Origin of the sequence: Trichocoleus sp. FACHB-6 (genome assembly GCF_014695815.1) — a bacterium.
GTDB classification, from domain to species: domain Bacteria; phylum Cyanobacteriota; class Cyanobacteriia; order Cyanobacteriales; family FACHB-T130; genus Funiculus; species Funiculus sociatus.
On the sequence record NZ_JACJOY010000127.1, the window covers coordinates 104,640 to 126,807 of the forward strand.

Below are 22,168 nucleotides of genomic sequence, written 5' to 3' on the forward strand. Positions count from 1 at the left end.
GCTCAAAAGTTCCCACATTTTTTGCCGTCAGAATCGATGGCACAAAGCTGCTAGATGCCTTGTCGTTCTATGGTTGCCAAGGGTAAGGTGAACCAGAAAGTTGTCCCCCTATTTGGGCGACTTGTTACGCCAATTTGTCCACCGTGAGCAGTAATAATTTGCCGACACAGATGTAGTTTTAAACCAGTGCCTGTTGAGCAGCGAGATTGGGGATCGCGCACGTAGAGATCGAATAAGCGATCGCACTCTAGCTGACTCATCCCTACACCGTCATCTTCCAGGGTGCAGCGGATTGTCTGATGCTCTACTGTAGCTTTGAGAGTCAGATTCAGTCCCGGTGGGTTGTGTTTTAAGGTGGTAGTGAAGAGGGTTTCTAAAACTCGCTGTAGCTGAGTTGGATCTGCCATAACTAATGGTAAATCCGAATTTACCATATTGGTCAGAGTTGCTTGGTTTTGCGCCAGCAGTGGTTCTAAGTCTATGAGAATTGCTGGTAAAAGTGTATTTAATTGAACAAAATTTCGCTGAATTACAACTCCCTGAACTTCCGTAGAATTGCTTTCAAGCAAGGAGTTAATCATACATAGTTGGCGCTCGTTGCCTTGAATCATTCGTTCTACAATAGAGCGAGAAATGGTTAATTTCTCCCCCGGCGAACCAAGCAGGTTTTTAAAAACCATTATAGTTCCTTGGACGGATGTGCGGAGGTCGTGAGAAACTGTATGTAAAACAACATCTTTAATGCGGTTTAATTCTTGCAGCTCCTGCATTTTTTGCTGTAACTGAATAGTGCGTTCTTCTACTTGGCGTTCCAGATTAGTATTGAGGGTTTGTACCTGTTGGAAAAGAGAAGATTGCTGAATAGCGATCGCTACCTGAATTCCCAGTTGATCTATCAAGTCAATTTCAAATTGCTGCCATTCACGAGGTGCAGAGCATTGATTGGCAATCAATAACCCAAACAGTTTTTCACCTAACATAATCGGTACGCCAACACCAGCCTTTACTTGACAGCGGTGATAGTATTCTGCTAAAAAAGGAGATTTTTTTATTGGGGTGGTATCGTTGATAACTCGAATGGAATTGCCACCAAAAATTTCCTTAACTTCCCTAAAAGCCATGTCATCCGTAACCCATCCCAAAATCGAATTAAAATTGGGATCTACAGATTCGGCTACGGCTCGTGCGTGTCCATTTTCATCAAAGTAACTGATGAAGACGCGATCGGCTTGCAAAAATTGCCGGACTTCCGCTACAGTAGTGTTCAGAATTTCATTTAGATCCAGCGATCGCCTAATTTTTAAAGCAATCTCATAAAGTAAGCGATCGCGTTCAGCGGCGACTCTAGTCAGAGCTTCAGCAGCTTTGCGCTCAGTTATATCAGTAACTACAGCAAGCACGGATGACTCGCCGTTAATATTAACAAGTTCTGCTGACAAGAGGGCTGCTACAACTTCGCCACACTTTTTGCGAAACTGACATTCTAGGTTGTGAACTGCACCTTGTTCTAGCAATATTTGTTGCATTTTTATACGTTCTTCTGGATTTACCCAGGCATTTATCTCAGTTACAGTATGTCCAATGACCTCTTCACGAAGATAACCGCTAAGATCCAGAAAGTTATCATTAACCTCCAGATAGCGTCCCTCTTTAAATGTAGTAATACTGATACAATCAGGACTATGACGAAAGGCTATAGAAAATTTTCCTTCTGAGAGCAAAAGCGCTTCCTCCGACGCTTTCCGCTCGGTAATATCTATCAGTAAACCATTCCAAAATATATCGCCATTCGCCTGCACAATAGGGCGGGTAGCGCCTTGCAACCATTTCAGCTTACCTGATTTGGTAATTACCCGACCTTCCCAGATCCACGGCTGTAAGTTAGCCGCCGAATCAATCAGCGATTGTTCATAAGATTCTCGATCTTCAGGGTGAACCAGATTCTTAAACAAAATTAGGTTAGAGCGAGCTGAATGGGACGTTAATTCTAATAATTCTTCACAGCTTGCATGGGCAAATAGTAACCATCGAGAGTTATCGTTACGATCTATAAGCTTAAAAATTATTCCGAGCTTGTTGGCGGCAATTTTGTTTAATTCTGGCACAGATTGGGACATTGAGGCTTCTGTTGGGAGCAAATCCCAAGAATGAGTGACATTTTGTGACTGAAAATCTGTGTTAATTTGTGTTGATGGCAGACTGATATCCAACCCGGTTAGCCCATCATTAAAACACCGCCCCCCCAGTCCCTCTGGACAAGCGGAGAGGGGAGCCGGAGGCGGGGTGAGGTTCTTCGCGGCTGGTTCATGAAGCTGATTTGGTATAGCTATTTCCTCAATACTTTGCCCAGCCAAATTTAAGAGATTTTTAAGTTCTTCAAAAGCGGCTTCATTTCGGCAACAATTCCGTAAAGCTTGTAAATACTCTAAATTAGAAATCATATTTTCTCGATAGCATTTAATGAGTGACAGATGAGCAGCAGGTGGCGCAGTTTCATTAGTCACAACTTTTTTTTTAAACATGGAATTTCCCTGCACGTACACTTCTACTCTTCCAAGTTAAGAGAAGAGGTCGCGATCGCGCTTCGTGCTTCTGACTCACCCGATTGGGTGATTTTTAGCCACCTGTCACTCATAACCTGTTAGGGTGAAGCATTCGCGGATAACAATTTACAACTTACCGATAATCTATCGGCGCGAATGCTTCGCCCCTACTAATTACCTACTTCTTCAGTAGGAGACGCGAACAGGGGTAATGTGAACCAAAAAGTTGCTCCGGCTCCGGGGGCGCTAATAGCACCAATTTGTCCGCCATGAGCTGTGATGATTTGCCGACAAAGATATAACCCTAGACCGATGCCAGTTGAACGGGCGCGGGAACCGCGAACATAACGCTCGAACAGGTGATCGCACGCTTCGGGGTTCATTCCCACGCCGTTATCCGCAACGGTGCAATGAACCATTTCTTCCTCAACTGTGGCTTGCAGGGTGAGAATGAGTCCGGGTGGGTTATGATTTAGGGCATTGGTGAGCAGATTTTCAAATACTCGTCTCAGCTGCAATGGATCTGCTGTCACGCCTGGTAAAGAAGCTGGAACTAAGTTGTTCAGGGTAGCTTGATTTTTCAGGAGCAGTGGTTCCATATCTTGAGCGATCGCTGAAGTTAGCGTACCCAGTTGTACTAGCTGGTAATTGAGGATAACACCTCGAACTTCGCTGGAGTGGGTTTCGAGGAGAGAGTTAATCAAACTCAGTTGGCGATCGCTACTCTGGATCATTCGCTCTAAAATTGAGCGAGAAATCGGGATTGTTTCCCCTGATTTATTTAATAAATTATTTACAACTAAAGACATACCCATAATCGGGGTACGCAAATCGTGAGAAACTGCGTGTAAAAACTCATCTTTTAGTTCATTTAGCTCTTTTAGTTCCTGCATTTTTTGAGAAAGTTGAGCAGTACGTTCCTCCACTTTACGTTCTAACCGAGCATTTAGCTCCTGTACCTCTTGGTAGAGTTTTGCTTGTTTAATAGCTATAGTTACTTGCGTTCCCAATGATGATAGCAAATCAATTTCAGATTGCTGCCAATCACGCGGTGACGTACATTGATCGACTATCAACAGTCCCCAAGGTTCCTCATCCAGAATAATTGGTACAGCCAAGAAAGCTCTGATTTGATAATTATTGAAATCCTCAGCAACGACTGAAGAAATCTCTATTTGAGAGGTATCTTTAACAACATGGACGGATTTATTTTCAAAAACTTTCCTAATTGCTTGATAATGTTCTTCATTTTTGGGAGTCCATTCTTGAATAGGTCGCCACGGCGGAATAACCGACTCAGCAACAACCTGAAAATCGTCATAGATGCGACTGATAAAAACCCGATCTGCTGAAAGAAAATTTCGGACTTCGCTGACAGTAGTATCTAAAATTTGCTGGAGATCGAGGGATTGACGAATCCGCAGAGCAATGACACCAAGTAAGCGATCGCGTTCTAAAGCGTCGCGTAGTTGCGCGTCCGCAGCTTTGCGCTCGGTGATGTCGTTAACAACAGCCAGCACGCATAATTCACCGCCAAAATTGATAACTTCTGCTGAGAGTAAACCTATAGCCACTTCTCCAGACTTCTTGCGAAACTCACATTCTAAATTGCGAATATTTCCCGCCTCTTGCAACATATCTATCATCTTAAGACGGTCTTCCGGATTGTTCCATATATTTAATTCAATGGCGGTATGTCCAATTAGCTCTTCACGAGTGTAACCAGTCGTTCGTAAAAGACTTTCATTAATTTCTACATAGCGTCCATCTTTGATCGTACTGATAGCAATCGAATCTGGACTAGAAAGAAAAGCTTTAGAAAACTTTTCTTCTGAAAGTAACAGCGCCTCTTCCGCGCGTTTACGTTCAGTAATGTCAATTCCGGTGCCAATCATATACTTAATTGAACCATCAGCATCGAGTAAAACAGTAGTTGACCAACTAATTAGCCGCTGCCTTCCATCCCTCGTAGTCCAATAATTATCGTAGGTTTTGGGAAACTTACCAGTGTGCAACTGAGCGAAAATATCTTTAATAGATTTTGCTTCCTCTGGAATTAGAAAAATATCCCAAAAAGGTTGATCTTTCACCTCTGCAAACGAGTAATCAGTTATTTCTTCACAAGCCGTATTAAACCGAATAATTCGCCCTTGTCTATCAACCACAATCATCAAAGCACCCGCTGTATCTAGAATTGCGGAAACAAAATTTCGCTCCTTACGCAACTCTTTAATCAGTCCGCGCAGCTGAGCGGTCATTTCATTAAAAGTTGTTGCTAATACCCCCATTTCGTTGTGACGGTTAACTGTCACCTGGGTATCCAAATTTCCCGCGCTAATTTTGGCTGCTGCCTGCGTCAAACGCTGCAAAGGTGATACAATTTGCCGAGAGAAGAACCAACCTAACTCAGCCGCAACCAGCATCGCCACGCTCAAGGCTATACCCATCACGAAAAGCATTCTCTGCACAGGAGCGTAAGCTTCAGCCGTAGGAAGTTCTACCACCACCTTCCAGCGTACACTGCGAATGGGCGCGATCGCGCCCACCACTTCCACCCCTTTTAACCCCTGATAATTCTTTAGGGTTTTCGCACCCTTCAATTTTGTTAATCTTTTGATAAAAGTGTAGTTTGAAATATCGTGCAACTTATAATTATTAGGTGCTATCCCTTTTTCGGCAATTAAATACTTGCGGTTATCAATTACATAAGTGTAACCAGTTTTACCAACATCGATCTGAGATACAATGAACCAGAGAAAGTTTAAATTAATCCGCGCCATCAAAACGCCATCTACTACATCCTGCTGGTTGCGAATTGGTAACGCTAAGGTAACAACTGGAAGTTTTGTATCAGCGTCCATTCTAACTGGACTAACAATGTCTTCTTTTTGTTTAAAAGCCCGCCCAAATGAGCGGTAATCGTCCGGGTGAGAGAATTTTGAATCATCATAAGGAGAATACTCAGAAACAACCTCACCACGTTTATTGAAAATCGCCACTTTTTCATAAGCACTATTATGGCGCGTCAGCGCTTCCAACAAAGGTTGCTGAATTTCCGGTGAAAAATCCGTCAAGCCTTGCACTCTAGCAAGGTAGCTCAGTTTACGCTGCAAGTCATCCAAGTAAGCATTAATCTCGCCAGCAGCTACCAAACTTCGCTCTTGCTGGGCGACTTCTACCTGTTCTATTTGAGCCTGGAAGCTCAGAGAAATTAACATTCCCGACGTAATTAATAAAGCTAAAACTACTAGCAGTACCAAACCATATCTAAGTTGATTAGCAATAGAAAAAAAACCAGAAAGTGGCGAAGCCCTATCCATTCGTAGAGGCAACTCATGACTTGCCCCTAGCCGTGAACCACTGCCTTTATTTTGTTGGTTCATCGTGCCTCCTTTAGAAATCTCTTTCACCCACTAATTCCTTTAAATTTAAGTAATGGCTAATAACTAATGTGTAGCATCGATTTTTCCTGTAATAATGTCTTCCTTCAGGGAGTTTATAAATTCTTCTTGTTCTGGAGTGAGCGAACCATAGAAAGGAGTCAAATCTTGGATTTCCTCTTGCAACCCAAATTTATACTGCTTGCCCTCCCAACGCCCTTGCTCTACCAAAGTTGCTCCTTCGAGCATTACCATAGGAACCTGCTGCATGGCATTAGTTAAAATAATTTTTGGGGGTGGTTTTTGTTGCTCTGGAAGCCCAGGAATGGCATGATTCCATCTAATAGCATAAACTCCTTTATTTTCAGCAACAACTTTTATAACACCTTTATAAGCAGTATCAGCATTGACCGTTATGATATCAACGCCTGCCGCCACTAGCTTTTGGGAAATTTTGCTGGCTTTGTCTGCATCTGTCCAACTTCCCACCCAATCGATGAATACTTGGACTGAGGGGTTAATTTGCTTGACACCTCGTTCAAATAAGGTAGCTTCCTCTTCCAAACTTGCATATTTTTGACCGCCAATGTAAGCAACTTTATTAGTTTGTGTTTTCAGCGCTGCTACCACTCCTGTTAAATACCCTAATTCCCCAGCCCGAAACGCCAAAGCGCCAAAATTTTTATTGTTGCCAGCATCACTACTCATAACCGCAAATTTATTGCGCGGAAATTCTGCGGATACGACTTTAGCTGTTGCGATATATTCCCCACCATGACCGATGATAAAATCAAAACCTTTTTTAGCATATTGACGAAAAAGTTTTTCAGCATCGGCTCCTGGCACACTGTCAGCATAAGCCACCTCAGCGCCAAGTTCTTTTTCAATTAGCTTTAATCCTTCATAACCTGATTGATTCCAAGCTTTGTCATCCACAGCTCCGGGAAAAATCGCCGCTACCTTAAAAGCACCCGGTTTCACTTGGGCGGTTCCTGTAATGTCGCTTGCAGTTGTACCGCAGGCTACGAGCAGCAAGGTTAAAAGCAGACAAATAATTTTCTTAGTCATTAGTCATTGGTTATTAGTTATTAGCCATCCATAATAGACAGCTGGCAACTTTGGACTTTATCTATTTTCACCCAGATAGCCCAACCGGGTGCAGTGCTTTGTAATGGATCAAATGCTATTATGCCTATGATTTCTTATATCGTCTATTTTTGTTCCTATACTGAGCCTGGGAACGCTATATATGAGGTTCTGCCTCATGTCTGTGTTTTTTGAAACGTTGTTGGAGGCTCTACCTCCATATCGGCGTTCCCAGGCTCAGTCTGGGAACGAGAATTCACTCTTTAAATGTGGTGTATTAAAATGCTAATTAACATTTCTTCTTTGTAATACTAATCTTGACAAGATAGCGGCTATATTCCAAGCATCATCGCCTCCTCTATGATGAGTTCCTTCAAGGGGTAATTTCAATATTTCTAAGGCCATGTCCATTCCTACTTCTTCAGGCAAGGTATGAATAAGGCTAAAAAGTGTTTTTACATTGATGTGTCTGGAGCCAAAAGGATATTTTATAGAATGAGATTGGCACTGTTTTTGAAATTGGTTTCTATCGTAGTCCCCGTAGCTTGCCCAAACTCGCTGCTGAGTTAGGTATTTTTTTTTAGAATTGAACAAGCCTCTGCAAAGGGTACTCCTTGATTAACTTGCTCTTGGGTTAAAGTTGTTAAATTGGTGCAAAATTCACTTATTTGGGAGCGTTCGGGTTTCACGAGTATACTTTCTTTTTCCAGTCTTTCTCCAGAAGGGACATCAAGCGGACAAATACCAATTTCGATGATTTCGCTTTCTTGGCCTTCTGGTGGTTTTTTTTCCCAGCAAGTTGATTCAATATCAACCACAATGATTTGATCTAATTTCTTAGCCACTTTGGATTGACTCCTTGCTTGGGACGGATACCCCTTGTGGGTGTTCTTACGGTATTTTGGTGGATGATATTAATTAGGCAGTAAATTCAGCACGAAACTGATTCACAACTCGATCGAGTGCTACGGAATGGGAGGCTTTGAAGAGGATGCGATCGCTTTCTTCTACCATTTCTTTCAAACGGTCTACAATAGCTTGATGTGTTGTAAAGCACTCTGCTGGTAAAGGTGCAGCACCAAGCGCGATCGCTTCTGCTTCTTTATCGTCTACCAAAATCAGCAACCCGTCGAGATTTAGCTTTCGCGCCGCCTCTCCAACTGCGAAGTGAAATTCGGGACTTTGCTCTCCCAATTCCTTCATCGTACCCAAAACTGCAATATGCCTTTTCCCCGGTGTCTCTGCCAACAATTGCAGCGCTGCCAACATAGATTCTAAGCCAGCATTGTAAGTTTCATCGAGAATTACAACGTCGTTAGGCAAATTGTAGCGCTGCGCCCTCCCAGAAGGCAAATTAACCGCCAAACCAGCCTTAAACGGTGTCCAGTCTACTTGGAGAATTTTAGCCACCGCTAAGGCTGCTAGGAAATTAGACGCATTGTGTCGCCCCGGTAGCGGTAAAGGTAGCCGCATCCCCGCAACCAATAATGTCTCGTTATCAATTAACTCGCCACGCACGTCTCCGCCTTCCAAACCGTAGGTGATGGTTTGCCCTTGCCAAACCCCGGCGGCTGTTTCCATTAGGCGGCGATCGTCGTGGTTAAGAACAGCGATGCTGCTGGAGGGCATTTCGGCGAGTAATTCACATTTTGCTTGTGCGATCGCTTCTTTTGAACCCAGCCGCCCAATATGGGCTGTACCCACATTAGTAATTACCCCAATTGTCGGACACGCAATCTGTGTTAACAGCGCAATTTCACCTTTTGCCCGCATTGCCATTTCAATTACGGCATAGTCATGAATCGGTGACATTTCTAACAAAGTTTTGGGAACGCCAATTTCATTGTTGTAATTGAATAAAGTTTTATGAATATTCCCTTTGGTAGAGGACAAAACTGCCGAGACTAATTCTTTAGTAGTAGTTTTACCGCAGGAGCCAGTTATGCCAATTACTGGTATTTTAAATTGCGAGCGCCACCACCGAGCGATCGCCTGATATGCTGTCAACGTGTCTTTTACGTGTAATTGCGGAATAGCCCCAGGCATTTTGTAGTCTGTAATGACAGCGATCGCACCTTTTCTCAAGGCAGTTTCCACAAATTCATGTCCATCAAACTTCTCTCCACGCAGTGCCACAAACACTTCTCCCGCCTTTAGAGTCCGTGTGTCGGTTGTAATCCCTGCAACAGGTGCCGCTAAGAGATCGTCAGATAAGTTTACAGACCCTGCCGCTATAATTTCAGCCAGTTGCGAGAGGAGGACGTGAAAAGACATACAGCTTAAATTCAAACTTCAATGAGATTAATCCTAATCATGCACCAATCCCAGCACCACAACAAAATAGGCATCTTTATCAGTGACTTACATCACATTCAGCCACTATTGGGTCTACCTACCGTAGATATAGATTTTTGAGAGGTTAACGTGATGCTTTGCCGAAACTATACACTTACTTCACAAAAAATTCACAATATTGCCGCAAATTTGCTGAGCCATTTAAACAGTTAGTCAAGATATGCTCTAATTGGGCGAAAATCTCTTAGCTTATAGGAGTATAGAGTATAGCCCCCAAAATCAGGGTTTTGTCTAGAGTGCCTCTTGTTATCTAGCGTCTACTACATCACAGTTCAATTTGCAATTTACACTGACTTAACGGAACTAATATACACTTAGCCCTAACATTTGCACGTAGGGGGGCTTTCTTGACGTGACTACCTGGACAGACTGTTACCATCGACAAACTAGCATTGAAGAGCAGCAGCTTTACGAGCATCTGCTTCACTGGGTACAAGAAGAGTCACCCAGTCGGATGATCGAGCGATTTCGTCAGCTATTTATGGATGGAGTGGGATACTCTGAGCCAAAAATTTGGATGGCTCTGGAGAGGATTGCTAGTTCCAAGCAGGCTGAGCAGGAATTTCGGTTTATTATCAATCGCTGCTGCCACATTCTAATTAATCGCTGGCAGATGCACCCGCAACTCCAAGCGTCTATCCCCGATTTGGTAGATATATTTGAGCATCCTCCAAGCGTGGGAACGGTTCGCTCTCGCTCAGCAAGGCGCTTCCGAGAACTGGTGAGGATTTTTAACCAGACGGAGCAATATCTGACGCTGCGCCGCCTAGCTCAAGTTATGACTGAAGCGGCAGAGGCGAGTGGCAATGGCTCTAAGCCTTTAGGTAGCTTAATTCGCAGGTATCCCTACTTATACGAACATTGCCTGCTGAGTGAAGATAGTTCTTACGAACATCAGCAAACCGTCAGGGCAATTCAGTCTCGGATTCAACGAGATTTTGAAGTTGATCTGTCTCAGTATGTGACTTATCAAGTGCGACGAGCGCAAATGTCACGTAAGACTTCCTCAGTCGGAGCTGAGCGAATTATACAGCCAGTACATAATCCCACGTTACTAAGCGATCGCGAACTGGGTGCTGCTCTCAAGCAATTTGTTGGCAAAGTCGAAGGCTCCCATACCTATCGGGATTTATCCCAAAGCTTCATTACCCACACTAGCCAGACACCCTCGTATAGAGCTTTTAAATGGGATTTATACGAATACTTGACATCTTCTATTGACCCTGAATATGGCAAACGTCAGTTTAATGACCGATTGTATGCCCAACTGAAGAACACTTTGCCAAGTAGCGATTGTCAAAGACCCAGCGAATTTCTGATCGTGCGTACTTGCAGCCAGATTTTGAACTTCTTAGTAGTGGAAAGTCCGCAGCGACCGAATCACTATGTGTTTGTGGATCTGATTACCAACTTGGGGGCAACTTGCACAATCGGTATGCTTTTGAAAATCGTGCTACTGTGCCGCAAAGTCAAGCCCTATTTAGAAAAGCGATTTTCAATTCTTTTTAACCACTATGAAGCTTACGCCAGGGATGGTGTACCGTGGTTAGTCAAATCTCTAGAAAATATGAATGTGGCTTTGAGTCTTCACTTTGGTGATGCTGATGTTTCCTGTCTGAGCCACATTATGTAATTTAAAATCAGATTTGTTATTTTTTTTATTCGGTCGGGCGCACGAAAGCGATCGCCACTTTTGTTAAATCCTGCAAAGTAGGCAGGTTAAGTTTATTGTAATAAAATAGTTTGTGTTATAATATCGCTCGTGAATCTGGATCGGCGGAAAGCTTTGTTTAATGCACAGCAAGTTTATTTATCTGTGTCGGCAGGCAAACCTCCGAAGCTGAGTCTCTCAAAATATTGAATGTTGGAGTTATTTCCGTGTCGATATATGTAGGGAACCTATCCTACGAAGTTACGCAAGACGACCTCACATCTGTATTTACAGACTACGGAACCGTTACACGGGTTCAATTGCCTACGGATCGCGAAACAGGGCGGATGCGTGGCTTTGGGTTTGTTGAAATGGCAACAGATGCTGAAGAAGAAGCTGCGATTGAAGCTTTAGATGGAGCAGAATGGATGGGCCGCACCCTGAAAGTGAATAAAGCCAAACCCCGTGAAGATGGGGGCGGGGGACGTCCTGCGGGAAGCCGGGGCGGCCCAGGGGGCGGAAAATTCTCTTCCCGGCGTTTTTGACTTGAAAGGGGACTGGGGATCACAAATAAGCCAGCCCCCTTTCAAGTCAAAATTGTGTAAAGATATGCCTGTCATTCGGCGACTACACCAGATGTGGTGTGAAAGGGGATGTGGGCGCTCGTGGTAAAATTAATGCAATTCAGGGCGGATTGGATTAAAGTGCGATCGCCCTTTGGGGGGTGGAGATATCTTAGGATAAAACCGACTGAATAATGGTAGGGCTGCTCCTGTAAGTCCTAGACCCGCTACAAAGCTAGAGCTAAACGCTTTGTACGGTAAAAGAAAGAGTAGGCAAAAAGCTTCAAATCAATAGCTAAACTACAGAAATGCTCTGCAAGTATGTAGCAAAGTCGGGAGACGGCACTGCCGGATTTACCCGAAGAATGGAAGACTTTGGCTACTAAGAGTAGCTTCGCTAAGCTGCTCTAGGGAGCAAAAACCGCGATCCAGGTATTACAACATAGAACAAGTGGTCGCGGGTGACACTCACACTAACAGTCAATCAATCAACATTAGCGAGGAATCAACAAGAATGACCCAAGTGGTTTTAGGCGAAAATGAAGGAATAGAATCAGCACTGCGGCGCTTTAAGCGGCAAGTCTCCAAAGCGGGAATATTAGCAGATGCAAGGTATCGGCGGCACTTTGAAACTCCCCTAGAGAAGCGTAAGCGCAAGGCAACTACTGCGCGCCGCAAAACAAGACGTTTTCGTTAAGGCGACTCCTTTTAAGGCAAAAACCAATACGGTTCATTGAAGAATAGTTACAGGTTTTGGATTTTAACTTCTTCGTGAACCGTATTGGTTTCTAAGGCGAATTGGGGATAACAGAGCGGTTATTGAAAAGACTCATAGCCTTCTCAACCCCTTGCTTGAGGCTTACTTCCACTGACTGAGTCACCAGTTGCAGGACATCAGACAAAACTTGATTTTCAGCAGAGGAAAATTTACCCAGGACGTGAGCAACCGCGTCCTGTTCTGCTTTGGTTTTGCCAATACCGATCCGCAGACGGGGGAAATCTTGAGTACCGAGATGGGCGATCGCTGACTTCATCCCGTTGTGTCCGCCAGCCGAACCGGAAAGGCGCAGGCGAATCTTCCCCAGAGGTAAATCCATATCGTCGTAAATCACCAGCACCGACTCTGGGGGAATCTTATACCAATCAACACAAGCGCGAATTGCCTGTCCTGAGAGATTCATGTAAGTGAGGGGCTTAAGTAATCTTATCTTGTCTCCGTGTAATCCGCGCCCTTCGCCAAACTGCGCCTGGAACTTGCGATTTTCACTCAAAGGAATTTGCCAAGAACGTGCCAGGACATCAACCGCATCAAAACCAATGTTGTGCCGCGTTTTGTCATACTTAGGTTCTGGATTCCCCAAACCAACAATTAACTGGGGAATTACTAAAGCGGGTGTTGCATTTGGGTTATCAGCGGTCATTTGTCTATTGTTCATTGTCAATTCCTAGTAATCACTAAACGGTAGCGATCGCACGCCCTTTTTATATTGTTTGTTGCGCCTCTTGTTGGGGAACCTCATTCTGGAGTTTTTCTTGATCCCGCTTACGCTTTTTCGCATACAACTGAATAGTAGCTGCCATAGTAATAATTAAACCCACGACCGCCCAAGTGGTGATATCTAAAGGCAGACTATTTTTAAACACAGCCAGCAAAACAATTACAACTAGCAGTAAAGTAGGGGCTTCATTCAAAGCCCGTAACTGCTGACTACTCCAAGTGCATCGATCTTCGGCTAACTGTTTGAGGAGACGGCCACAATAATGATGGTAGCCAATTAAAACAACCACCAAACCGAGTTTGATATGCAACCAAGTTTGCTTGAGAACTTCAGGTTCAGTAGTGACGATACCAATCGCCATCGCTACCGTCACTATCATTCCTGGTGTCGTGATGATTTTGTAAAGGCGTTTTTCCATAATCTGATACTGATTCTTCAGAATCGTTTGGGCAGGTTCTGGCTGCTCACCCGCCTCTACGTGATAGATAAAGAGACGTACCAGGTAAAACAAGCCTGCAAACCAGACCACAAAGCCGACAATGTGAAAAGCCTTATACCAGAAATAAGCCATTAATCGTGTCCTCTACAGTCAAATCCGACAATATCAACAAGTTTTTGTTAGATCCAGCCCTATTTCTCAAACCGTATGCTGGAAAAGGGTTTCCAGATAAACCCGTGCTGCTTTGCGATAACTTTGCGAAGCTTCTGGGCTGTTGCCATTACCATTTTGCAGCAAGAATAGGGACAGCGCTGCGGCAAAAACGCGATCATGATCCCAATCAGGATGAGTTTCTAGGTAGTTTTTGAGAGATTCGTGTAGTTCTTCAGGGATTTCTGCCAGGATACTGATTGTTGCGTTCATAGAACTCCTTTCTGTGGTCTGTGGTCTGTGGTCAGCTAAGAGTTGGAAAGTTTCAACGCTTACGGACAACTGACCGTCGCATCATTGTCGGCTTCCCTTCCCCACCCTGTCAATGCTGCGAAATGTTACAGTCACCTGTACGCAAAAAAAATATTCACGAAACAATCAGCTTCTTCGGTCGCTTTTTGTTACTTATCTTTACTAAAACTCAGTCCATCCCAGGCGAGTCAGTATCTTTAAAAAAATCCCCACTAGAACAGCAAGACCCGATCCGACCGTTAAACCCTGTGGAAAACCTCTCTTAACCTGTGGAAAAAGTTGAACGGCTTTGTGGAAACGCTGGGGAATAGGTGGGGAAAATTTGGGTTAAAGATAAGAATTGCAAAGTCATCAATTATTATTAGTCTGTAGCACAGGCGCGATGCCTGTGGCATTAGTTATTAATAAGTTTTCGGTAATTAGGGCGAAAATGTGACAAAAATTGCCAAATAGCGATTCGGGGCGTGAGAGCCATATTCAGGCTGAATACCGCCGTGTTCGCCCCTAAGCTGCTGAATGAGCTTCAAGTGAGAGGGTGTGACCTAAAGCAGCAAAAACATGGCGTTGCTCGAACAGGGTGACTAGATCGGTGTTGATTTTGCTTTGAGCTGCTTCTGCTCTGAGAATGGCGATCGCGTTTTCAACAGGCAATCGACGTTTATAAGGGCGATCGCTTGCTGTGAGTGCATCGTAAATATCTGCAATCGTCAAAATCTGGGTTTGAATGGGAATTTCTGCCTGTGTCAAGGCTTGGGGATAGCCAGTACCATCGAGTTTTTCGTGATGCAAAGCAGCAATCAAGGGAACATTTTTTAGATGCTTTGTCCAGGGAATTCGCTTGAGAAATTCGTAGGTGTGGGTGACGTGGGCTTCGATTATTGATCGCTCTGCGGTTGTCAAATTACCTCTAGGCACCATAAGTTGAGACAATTCTTGAGGTGACATCAGCGGCTTCATCTCACCATCAACATCTTGATAGGTGTATTCAGACAACTCTCTGAGTCGTTCTGGAAGCTCTTGGGCTAGAATATGCGGTTCGTTTGCCTCTAGTAATAGCTGCCAATATTCATTGAGTTTAGCGATCGCATCTTCAACTTGGCTATCTAATTGTTGCAGTTGTTGGCAGTGGGAACAGACGTTTTCGGAATCATTGTGGCGGTGGCTGGGATGCTCAATTAAATATTTAAACTTACTCTGGGCGCATTCCATTTCTAAGGTGCGCTGCGCTACAGCAAAGCGGTTCCGAATCACCTCCAGCTGGGCTGGATAAAGTTTTTTCTGCTTGCCTAAAATAGCTTCTGGTGTACTTACTTTGCCAAAGTCATGCAACAGTGCTGCATAACGAATTTCTTGGATTTGGCGATCGCTAAAATAAATCAACCGCAATGGCCCTGTGGTTACTGTACTCGCTTCTAGAGCCAGACGCACCACCAAGTCTGCAACTCGCTCAGAATGCCCCGATGTCGTGGGATCTCGCGCTTCAATAATCTGAACAGAAGCTCTGACAAAGCCCTCAAAGAGATTTTCAATACTCTTTTGTAATTGATTGCGTTCAATAGAGATCGCCGCCTGAGAAGCAAGACTTCGCACAACGTATTCTTCCCACGCCGAATAAGGTTGAGTAACATCCCGCACATTTTCCGGAGTTACAACCGCGTTAATATTAATCTTGCGATTGATCAGCTGAAGCACCCCTATAATTTCTCCTTCAGCGTCTTGCATTGGCAGCACCAACACTGAGCGCGTGTGGTAGGGAATACTGCGGTCAAAACTGCGATCCAGCTGGTAGGGAACATCTGGAGGTAAATTATAAGCATCTGGCAAATTTAGGCTTTCACCCGTCAGCGCCACGTACCCCGCCAAACTTTTTGGAGTTAACGGCACGCAGAACTCTCGAAAGGAATCGCTCGATCGAGAATCATTCTGTGCTACTTTAAATACCAACTTGGGAGTGTCTTCAGTTCGATCTATTAAATAAACACTTCCCGCATCGCTACAAGTAATCTCGCGACTCTTAGATAAAATCAGATTTAGTAATTCTCCTAAATCTTGACTGCCCGAAAGTGCTGTCCCTATCGCCAAAAGTTGCTCGATTAGTTCTGCTGGTTGCTCTATTTGGGGCAGATACATCTGGTTTTTAGCTGTCGTCTGGCAATGGGAAACTATCATAATTATTGCACCCTTTGATTACAGTCAAGTTATTTTACTTATAAAAATTTTCCCCTGCTCAACTTCTAGCTAAGCGATGGGCAAAGATCGGTTTATTTTTGCCGTCTTTGATTTCATCTGTTAACCTACTAATATCTCAGCTTGATTTTCCGCGTCAAGCACTCAATGCTTCTTATATCACTATCATCTGCTATTAGTCATCATCTGTTAGCATAATTTTTAAAGAAATGATGAAACATTAACAATTAATTATAAAGAATAAATAAATGTTTTTTTAAGGGGCGCAAAAAAGAACAAGTAAAATTAGGGAAAGGAAAACTTTATCCTCTCAGGATATTTCAATACATGAAAATTGTAAATTACTTAACTGTCTTCCTTTCCTGAGCCGCGGGGGCGCGAATATTAGTTGGAGGACGTTCCGTAATTTACGCGCAATGCCTCCCTCCACCAATCCGAGTACAGATATGGTAGGGGACTCCTTGCTATTCAAGTTGAATTATGTGTACCTACTTATACTATTGAGTTGGTGGTGTGCGGTTTGTCAGACGTTGAAACGTAATTTGAATAGCTAAGGCAAGAAGACCAAGAGTTACTAAACCAAAGATACATGTTCCCAGTGCGCTCATACCAACAACGAGAGTACGAACAGCGATCGCGATATTAATCGCAGTAACGTTATCCGATGAAATAGGCTTAGCGGCAAAAGTTTGAGAAATCGAGACGGTGAGCAAGTAGAGGCAATATGCCATTCCTCCTGCAATCAACGCCCCAGTCAAACAGCGTAGAGGAGTCGTTGGTGTTTCGGTTGGTTGGGCAGCTGGATTTTGTGTAGGAGTAGGATCAGTCATAAATTTTAAGTTGAAACATGAATACCGTTAGTTGTTACCCCAGTTACCCACAAGTCTAAATCGGGGTCAAGAATTGACTGTCTAACTTGCTGCTGTACCTGTTGTGCTTGGGCTTCTGTTTCGCAGAGTGCAAATACTGTTGGCCCGGAACCCGACATCATGGTTCCCAAGACACCAGCACTGATGAAAGCTTCCCGCAGTCGCAATACTTGGGGATACTCTGGCAATACGACTTTCTCTAAGTCATTGTGCAGCAGTTGACCGATTTTTGCTCCATCTTTATTGTAGATAGCTCGCACCATTGGCCCAGAATGTACTCGTTCCCTGCGTGCTTCCAAACTATCAGCATCCCTAACGTAGGAACTGAGATATTGCTGTCGGTAAGTTTGGTAAGCCCACGGAGTGTAAACCGCAAGATTGCGGTATTTGCCCAAGACGACATAGAGACGATCCAAATTGGGCAGAGGAGAAAGTTCCTCACCCCGCCCAGTTGCCAGTGCTGTGCCGCCTGCGATACAAAAAGGAACATCTGAGCCAATTTTTGCAGCCAGTTCTTGCAATTCCGACTGAGTGAGTCCCAGATGCCACAGCAAATCTATCCCGACGATAACAGCTGCGGCATTGCTAGATCCGCCAGCGAGTCCAGCCCCTACGGGGATTTGTTTTTCTATGGCAATTTCAACGCCGCCATACTGGGCAAAGGCTTCGGGAAATTTTACTGCCATCAATTCTGCCGCCCGGTAAGCAAGATTACTTTTGTCTTGCGGCACTTGGGGATGATCGCATTGAACGCGGATGATGTCGGTACTAAGCGATCGCAAATTTATGCGATCGCTTAAGCCGATGCTTTGCAGCACCATTACCAGTTCGTGATAACCATCCGGGCGATCGCCGATAATTTCCAGGTAGAGATTAATTTTGGCTGGGGAAATCAGGGAGTAGGAACGCATAGTGTAGTCGGTAAGGGATGCCCGCACCCTGGAAGGGTGACGGCGACTTTAGTTGTTAGGCAAGATCCAAGTTACTCAAGGCTACCCATTGAGCAACGCTTAAGTCTTCGGCGCGGGCTTGGGGGTTTACTTCTAATTGTTCCAGTAATTGGGTGAGGCGATCGCGTTCTACTATGCCTTTCAAATTATTTCGCAACATTTTGCGCTTTTCGGCAAAGCCTAACTTTAACAAAGTCTCTAGGTGCTTCGGGTCATCGGCTGGTGGTTCCGTCATTCGCGGACGCAGACGCACCACCGCTGAATCAACTTTGGGCGGCGGATGAAACGCTCCTGCTGGGACAATACAAATTAACTCGCACTCTGCCAGATATTGCACCCGCACCGATAAAGCTCCAAATGCTTTCGAGCCTGGTTTAGCATACAGCCTTTGTGCTACTTCCTTCTGCACCAGCAGCACAATTGAATCAAACGGTTTGGCTGCGGGTTGGGAAATTGTACCTAACAATTTTTCCAAAATTGGGCCAGTGATGTTGTAGGGAATATTGGCAACAACTTTATTTGGATTTTGGAAGGCTGGGAATGAAGTTAAAGAAGTGTCTAAATCGAGGGAAAGAAAATCGCCTTGTAGAAGGAGAAAATTTTCCACCTTACCCAGTTGTTTAGCCAGCAGTTGGCATAAATCGCGGTCAATTTCGACAGCGATAACCGATTCAGCCAGGGGCAATAAGCGACGAGTCAGGATACCAGTACCGGGGCCGATTTCCAGAACGCGATCGCATTTCGATAAAGCAGCTGCGGCGACAATTTGATTCAGCGCCTTGTCGCTTCGCAGCCAGTGTTGAGCAAATTGTTTTCTAGGTTGAGGGGTCATAACTTGATTGTACTGGGGAGCGATACCAGCTACACGTTTAACCTGTTTTAAGATGTATCTATTTTCCTTAATAAATCTGGACACCGGAAAAACTTCTGTCAAACTTGTATATATCTGCATCCACCAAAAGCAGGAGATTTATCGGTGAAGTACGAAATTCGTTACAAACCAGCCTTTGCCTCTGTTTTTGTCACCTTGAATCCGGGTGATAGTCTGACCGCTGAGGCGGGAGCTATGACCAGTATGGATGCTCAACTATCCATAAAAACAGAGTTTTCCGGTGGTTTCATCTCAGGATTGTTAAAGAAATTCTTTGGTGGAGAATCATTATTTGTTAATGTTTTTACTAACAATTCACAGCAACCCTTGCAGTTAGTTTTAACTCAATCCACCATTGGCGATATAGTTTGTATTGATTTACGGGGTGGACGGGAAATTTGCTTCCAACCCGGTGCTTATATTGCCCATACTCCAGGCGTAAATATGGGAGTACAGTGGGCAGGTTTCAAGAGCTGGGTATCAGGAGAAGGACTGTTTAAGCTGAAGTTAAACGGTCAGGGACAAGTGTTTTTTGGTGCTTATGGTGGCATTACTCAAAAACGTATTTCTGGCGAATTTGTAGTAGATAGCGGTCATTTAGTTGCTTATGACCCAGGAATCAAAATGAATATTGGGTTGGCTGGCGGATTGCTTGGTTCTGTCACTTCGGGAGAAGGATTAGTAAACCGTCTGACTGGTCAAGGGGAGATTTATTTACAGTCTCGCAGTGTTGGGGGATTAGTTAGGTATTTAAGCCCCAAATTACGGTAATAAAGTTTTCAATTTTGAAGGCTATTTGAGTTCTTAAAAAATAAAATTCAACCTTCAAAACTATTTTAGGAGATTTCTTCCAGATGAATGTAGAAATTTTACATCAACCAGACAGCGCGATCGCTCGCGTTACCTTAAGTGCTGGTGAAGAATTAGTTGCAGAAGCTGGCAGAATGATTGCCATGAGTGGTTACATCAATGCTAGTACCACTTTACGCCAAGGAAAAGGCGGCGGAATCTTAGGCGGACTCAAGCGCATGGTGGCTGGCGAGTCGTTATTTTTAAGTGTCTTCCGTTCTCCTACTGCTGGGGGTGAAATATTTCTGGCTCCAAAATTGATGGGCGATATTTTGCCTTATAAAATGACTGGCGATGGTTTAGTTGTGCAGTCTGCTTCTTACCTAGCCAGTGAATCAGATGTCGATATTAACTTGGGATTTCAAGGCTTTAAATCTTTATTTTCTGGCGAATCAATCTTTTGGTTAGATGTAACTGGCAATGGTTCGATTCTTCTCAGTTCCTTTGGGGCAATTTATGAAATATCAGTAAACGGTGAATATATTGTTGATACCGGACATATTGTTGCCTTTGAAAAAAGCCTGACATTTGAAATAAAAAAAGCAACTTCTAGTTTGATCGGTTCTTTCTTAGGCGGTGAAGGTTTCATTTGCCGGTTTAAAGGACAAGGTAAAGTGTTTTGCCAAACTCACAATCCTGGTGCCTTTGGTATGCTGGTCGGCGCTCAGCTTCCGGCACGATAAGCATTAGTCATTCTTCACGGAGAACAAATAATTAACAGTTTAAAGATATGAATGAAATAAAATACGAAATTGAACATTCTCCTGCATATGCCTCCCTACGGTTCGACTTGAGGGCAAATCAAACAGTGTTAGTTGAATCAGGAGCAATGGCGGCGATGGACTCTTGCATCAAAATGAAATCTAAGGTGCAAGGTGGTTTAATGAAAGGTCTTGGTAGAATGCTGGGTGGGGAATCTTTATTTATCAGTGAATTCACCGCTGAAGGTAGAGCAGGAGAACTGTATGTTTCACCTGGAGTCCCTGGAGAAATTCAACATTACTACCTGAATGGTAATGGTTTAATGGTGCAATCTTCTGGATTTGTTGCTGCTAGTCCCACAGTTCAAATCGATACTAAGTTTCAAGGTTTTAAAGGCTTCTTTAGTGGAGAGTCCTTGTTTTTACTTCGTGCAACTGGACAAGGTGATATCTGGTTTAGTTCTTATGGAGCAATTGTAGAAATTCCAGTGGCAGGTGATTATGTAGTAGATACTGGCTACATTGTAGCGTTTGAAGATTCGTTACAATACAAAGTTGAGATGTTAGGTGGTTTGTCATTTAAAGGGTTGAGGACTGGAATTTTAGGTGGTGAAGGATTAGTATGTCGCTTTCAGGGTAACGGACGTTTATGGATTCAGTCGCGGGAGCTTTATGCGTTGATTAATTTCTTGAATCCGTTTCGTCCAGTTAAGAGTAGTAATTGATAAAAAAATACTGTGTGGATGCAGCACTTACTTAAAAACGTAGGTTGCGCTCTTGGAGCCTCACCCAACATCTAGCTAATCTAAGAGAGTTGTAGGGTTCACTATCGTTCAACCCGACCTAAAAGTTAATTTTCGGCTTTTGTAAGTGCCATTGCACGGTACTAATAATTAATATCATGTCTTCTGAAATTCCTTCAACAGCAACATCTATTAATCGCAATCCGCCCCCAAGTAACCGCCAACTGCTCATAATTCTGGGGCTGTTTATTGGCTTTATTGTCGGTGTTATTTGGCTGTTTGGTTTGCTGATTAATAGCCTGGTATGGGTGATTCCTCCCAATGTGGAAAAACAACTGGGTGCTGTAATTGTTCCGGCTTACGAACAGTTGGCTAAACCGTCACCTACTCAAGAGACATTAAATCAGCTGCTAGACAAACTGGAAACAAAATTGGCGCAGCAGGTGAGACAAGAGCGGGATTACCGAGTGCTATATTTGCCAGGTGATACGGTGAATGCTCTAGCTTTACCAGGCGATCGCATAATCATCTACGCGGGGTTACTCAAGCAAATCGAATCTGAAAATGAGCTGATGATGGTGTTGGGACATGAGTTGGGACATTTTGCCCATCGCGATCATTTACGCAGTTTAGTGCGCCAGCTGATTTTCCCGATCGCGATCGCTACCATTTTTGGCGATGCGGGTGGACTATCATCAGTTGCTGCTTCTGGAGTTGAAGCTGTCAGCAAATCCCAATTTTCTCAGTCTCAAGAATCTCAAGCCGATGAGTTTGGACTTACTTTGCTACAAAATACTTACGGTCATGTAGCAGGAGCAACTGACTTTTTTGCCCGAATGAGTCGTCAAAAAGGTGTGAATTTTGATTTCTTAACTACCCATCCAGCACCCGGTAGGCGTGTTAAAGAATTGCAGCGCTTGATCGAGCAGAAAAATTATCCTGTAAAAGAGCGATCGCCCCTTCCAGAAACGCTCTCCAACTTGAAAGAATAGCCGTTAAACTTAACCCCTCCCCGTCAAC

At 44.0% G+C, this 22,168-nt stretch carries 19 protein-coding genes and 1 pseudogene; 8 read left to right on the plus strand and 12 right to left on the minus strand.

Annotation, left to right across the window (positions count from 1 at the left end):
• Positions 1–50: 50 nt before the first annotated feature.
• From H6F66_RS26140 to murF, 5 genes and pseudogenes are all read right to left on the minus strand, one after another.
• Positions 51–2,522, minus strand: a complete 2,472-nt coding sequence (locus tag H6F66_RS26140; protein WP_199313360.1) for a PAS domain S-box protein — start codon at positions 2,520–2,522, stop codon at positions 51–53.
• 191 nt (positions 2,523–2,713) lie between these two features.
• A complete protein-coding gene (locus H6F66_RS26145) occupies positions 2,714–5,926 on the minus strand; it encodes a PAS domain S-box protein (protein WP_190427847.1) in 3,213 nt (1,070 codons plus the stop codon).
• A gap of 63 nt (positions 5,927–5,989) precedes the next feature.
• A complete protein-coding gene (locus H6F66_RS26150) occupies positions 5,990–6,991 on the minus strand; it encodes a BMP family protein (protein WP_190427848.1) in 1,002 nt (333 codons plus the stop codon).
• 303 nt (positions 6,992–7,294) lie between these two features.
• A pseudogene (locus H6F66_RS29610) lies at positions 7,295–7,854 on the minus strand (3'-5' exonuclease).
• 73 nt (positions 7,855–7,927) lie between these two features.
• Positions 7,928–9,283 (minus strand): UDP-N-acetylmuramoyl-tripeptide--D-alanyl-D-alanine ligase, encoded by a 1,356-nt coding sequence (gene murF, locus H6F66_RS26160; RefSeq protein ID WP_190427849.1) that lies wholly within the window; start codon positions 9,281–9,283, stop codon positions 7,928–7,930.
• A 433-nt stretch (positions 9,284–9,716) separates the two neighbouring features.
• On the opposite strand from murF, the gene H6F66_RS26165 reads away from it, so the two are divergent.
• From H6F66_RS26165 to rpsU, 3 genes are all read left to right on the plus strand, one after another.
• On the plus strand, positions 9,717–10,997 hold the full coding sequence (locus tag H6F66_RS26165; RefSeq protein WP_190427850.1) for a hypothetical protein: 1,281 nt from the start codon (positions 9,717–9,719) through the stop codon (positions 10,995–10,997).
• 245 nt (positions 10,998–11,242) lie between these two features.
• Positions 11,243–11,560: an RNA-binding protein gene (locus H6F66_RS26170; RefSeq protein WP_190427851.1), complete on the plus strand. Its 318-nt coding sequence runs from the start codon at positions 11,243–11,245 to the stop codon at positions 11,558–11,560.
• 532 nt (positions 11,561–12,092) lie between these two features.
• Positions 12,093–12,275, plus strand: coding sequence for a 30S ribosomal protein S21 (rpsU, locus tag H6F66_RS26175; RefSeq protein WP_190427852.1), 183 nt, complete (start codon positions 12,093–12,095; stop codon positions 12,273–12,275).
• Between the two features lie 91 nt (positions 12,276–12,366).
• On the opposite strand, the gene pth is transcribed toward rpsU, so the two are convergent.
• From pth to H6F66_RS26190, 3 genes are all read right to left on the minus strand, one after another.
• A complete protein-coding gene (gene pth, locus H6F66_RS26180; protein ID WP_242023834.1) occupies positions 12,367–13,014 on the minus strand; it encodes an aminoacyl-tRNA hydrolase in 648 nt (215 codons plus the stop codon).
• Between the two features lie 46 nt (positions 13,015–13,060).
• The gene (gene hemJ, locus H6F66_RS26185) at positions 13,061–13,648 is read right to left on the minus strand and encodes a protoporphyrinogen oxidase HemJ (protein ID WP_190427854.1); all 588 of its coding nucleotides are present in this window, start codon (positions 13,646–13,648) and stop codon (positions 13,061–13,063) included.
• A 66-nt stretch (positions 13,649–13,714) separates the two neighbouring features.
• A complete protein-coding gene (locus H6F66_RS26190; protein WP_190427856.1) occupies positions 13,715–13,939 on the minus strand; it encodes a DUF2811 domain-containing protein in 225 nt (74 codons plus the stop codon).
• 20 nt (positions 13,940–13,959) lie between these two features.
• On the opposite strand from H6F66_RS26190, the gene H6F66_RS28105 reads away from it, so the two are divergent.
• On the plus strand, positions 13,960–14,244 hold the full coding sequence (locus H6F66_RS28105; protein ID WP_206755810.1) for a hypothetical protein: 285 nt from the start codon (positions 13,960–13,962) through the stop codon (positions 14,242–14,244).
• 238 nt (positions 14,245–14,482) lie between these two features.
• Here the strand turns inward: H6F66_RS28105 and H6F66_RS26195 are convergent, their stop codons facing one another.
• From H6F66_RS26195 to rsmA, 4 genes are all read right to left on the minus strand, one after another.
• On the minus strand, positions 14,483–16,108 hold the full coding sequence (locus H6F66_RS26195; protein ID WP_242022194.1) for an HD family phosphohydrolase: 1,626 nt from the start codon (positions 16,106–16,108) through the stop codon (positions 14,483–14,485).
• Between the two features lie 554 nt (positions 16,109–16,662).
• On the minus strand, positions 16,663–16,995 hold the full coding sequence (locus H6F66_RS26200; protein WP_190427868.1) for a DUF3082 domain-containing protein: 333 nt from the start codon (positions 16,993–16,995) through the stop codon (positions 16,663–16,665).
• Between the two features lie 5 nt (positions 16,996–17,000).
• On the minus strand, positions 17,001–17,945 hold the full coding sequence (gene ispE / locus H6F66_RS26205) for a 4-(cytidine 5'-diphospho)-2-C-methyl-D-erythritol kinase (protein ID WP_190427870.1): 945 nt from the start codon (positions 17,943–17,945) through the stop codon (positions 17,001–17,003).
• 55 nt (positions 17,946–18,000) lie between these two features.
• Complete coding sequence (gene rsmA, locus H6F66_RS26210; RefSeq protein WP_190427872.1) at positions 18,001–18,816, minus strand: 16S rRNA (adenine(1518)-N(6)/adenine(1519)-N(6))-dimethyltransferase RsmA; 816 nt, start codon at positions 18,814–18,816, stop codon at positions 18,001–18,003.
• A 144-nt stretch (positions 18,817–18,960) separates the two neighbouring features.
• On the opposite strand from rsmA, the gene H6F66_RS26215 reads away from it, so the two are divergent.
• The 4 genes from H6F66_RS26215 (at position 18,961) to H6F66_RS26230 (ending at position 22,140) form a co-directional block, all read left to right on the plus strand.
• Positions 18,961–19,626, plus strand: coding sequence for a TIGR00266 family protein (locus tag H6F66_RS26215; protein ID WP_190427873.1), 666 nt, complete (start codon positions 18,961–18,963; stop codon positions 19,624–19,626).
• Between the two features lie 83 nt (positions 19,627–19,709).
• Positions 19,710–20,387, plus strand: a complete 678-nt coding sequence (locus H6F66_RS26220) for a TIGR00266 family protein (protein WP_190427875.1) — start codon at positions 19,710–19,712, stop codon at positions 20,385–20,387.
• A gap of 47 nt (positions 20,388–20,434) precedes the next feature.
• Positions 20,435–21,130, plus strand: coding sequence for a TIGR00266 family protein (locus H6F66_RS26225; protein WP_190427877.1), 696 nt, complete (start codon positions 20,435–20,437; stop codon positions 21,128–21,130).
• Between the two features lie 176 nt (positions 21,131–21,306).
• Positions 21,307–22,140, plus strand: a complete 834-nt coding sequence (locus tag H6F66_RS26230; protein ID WP_190427879.1) for a M48 family metallopeptidase — start codon at positions 21,307–21,309, stop codon at positions 22,138–22,140.
• Positions 22,141–22,168: the final 28 nt, after the last annotated feature.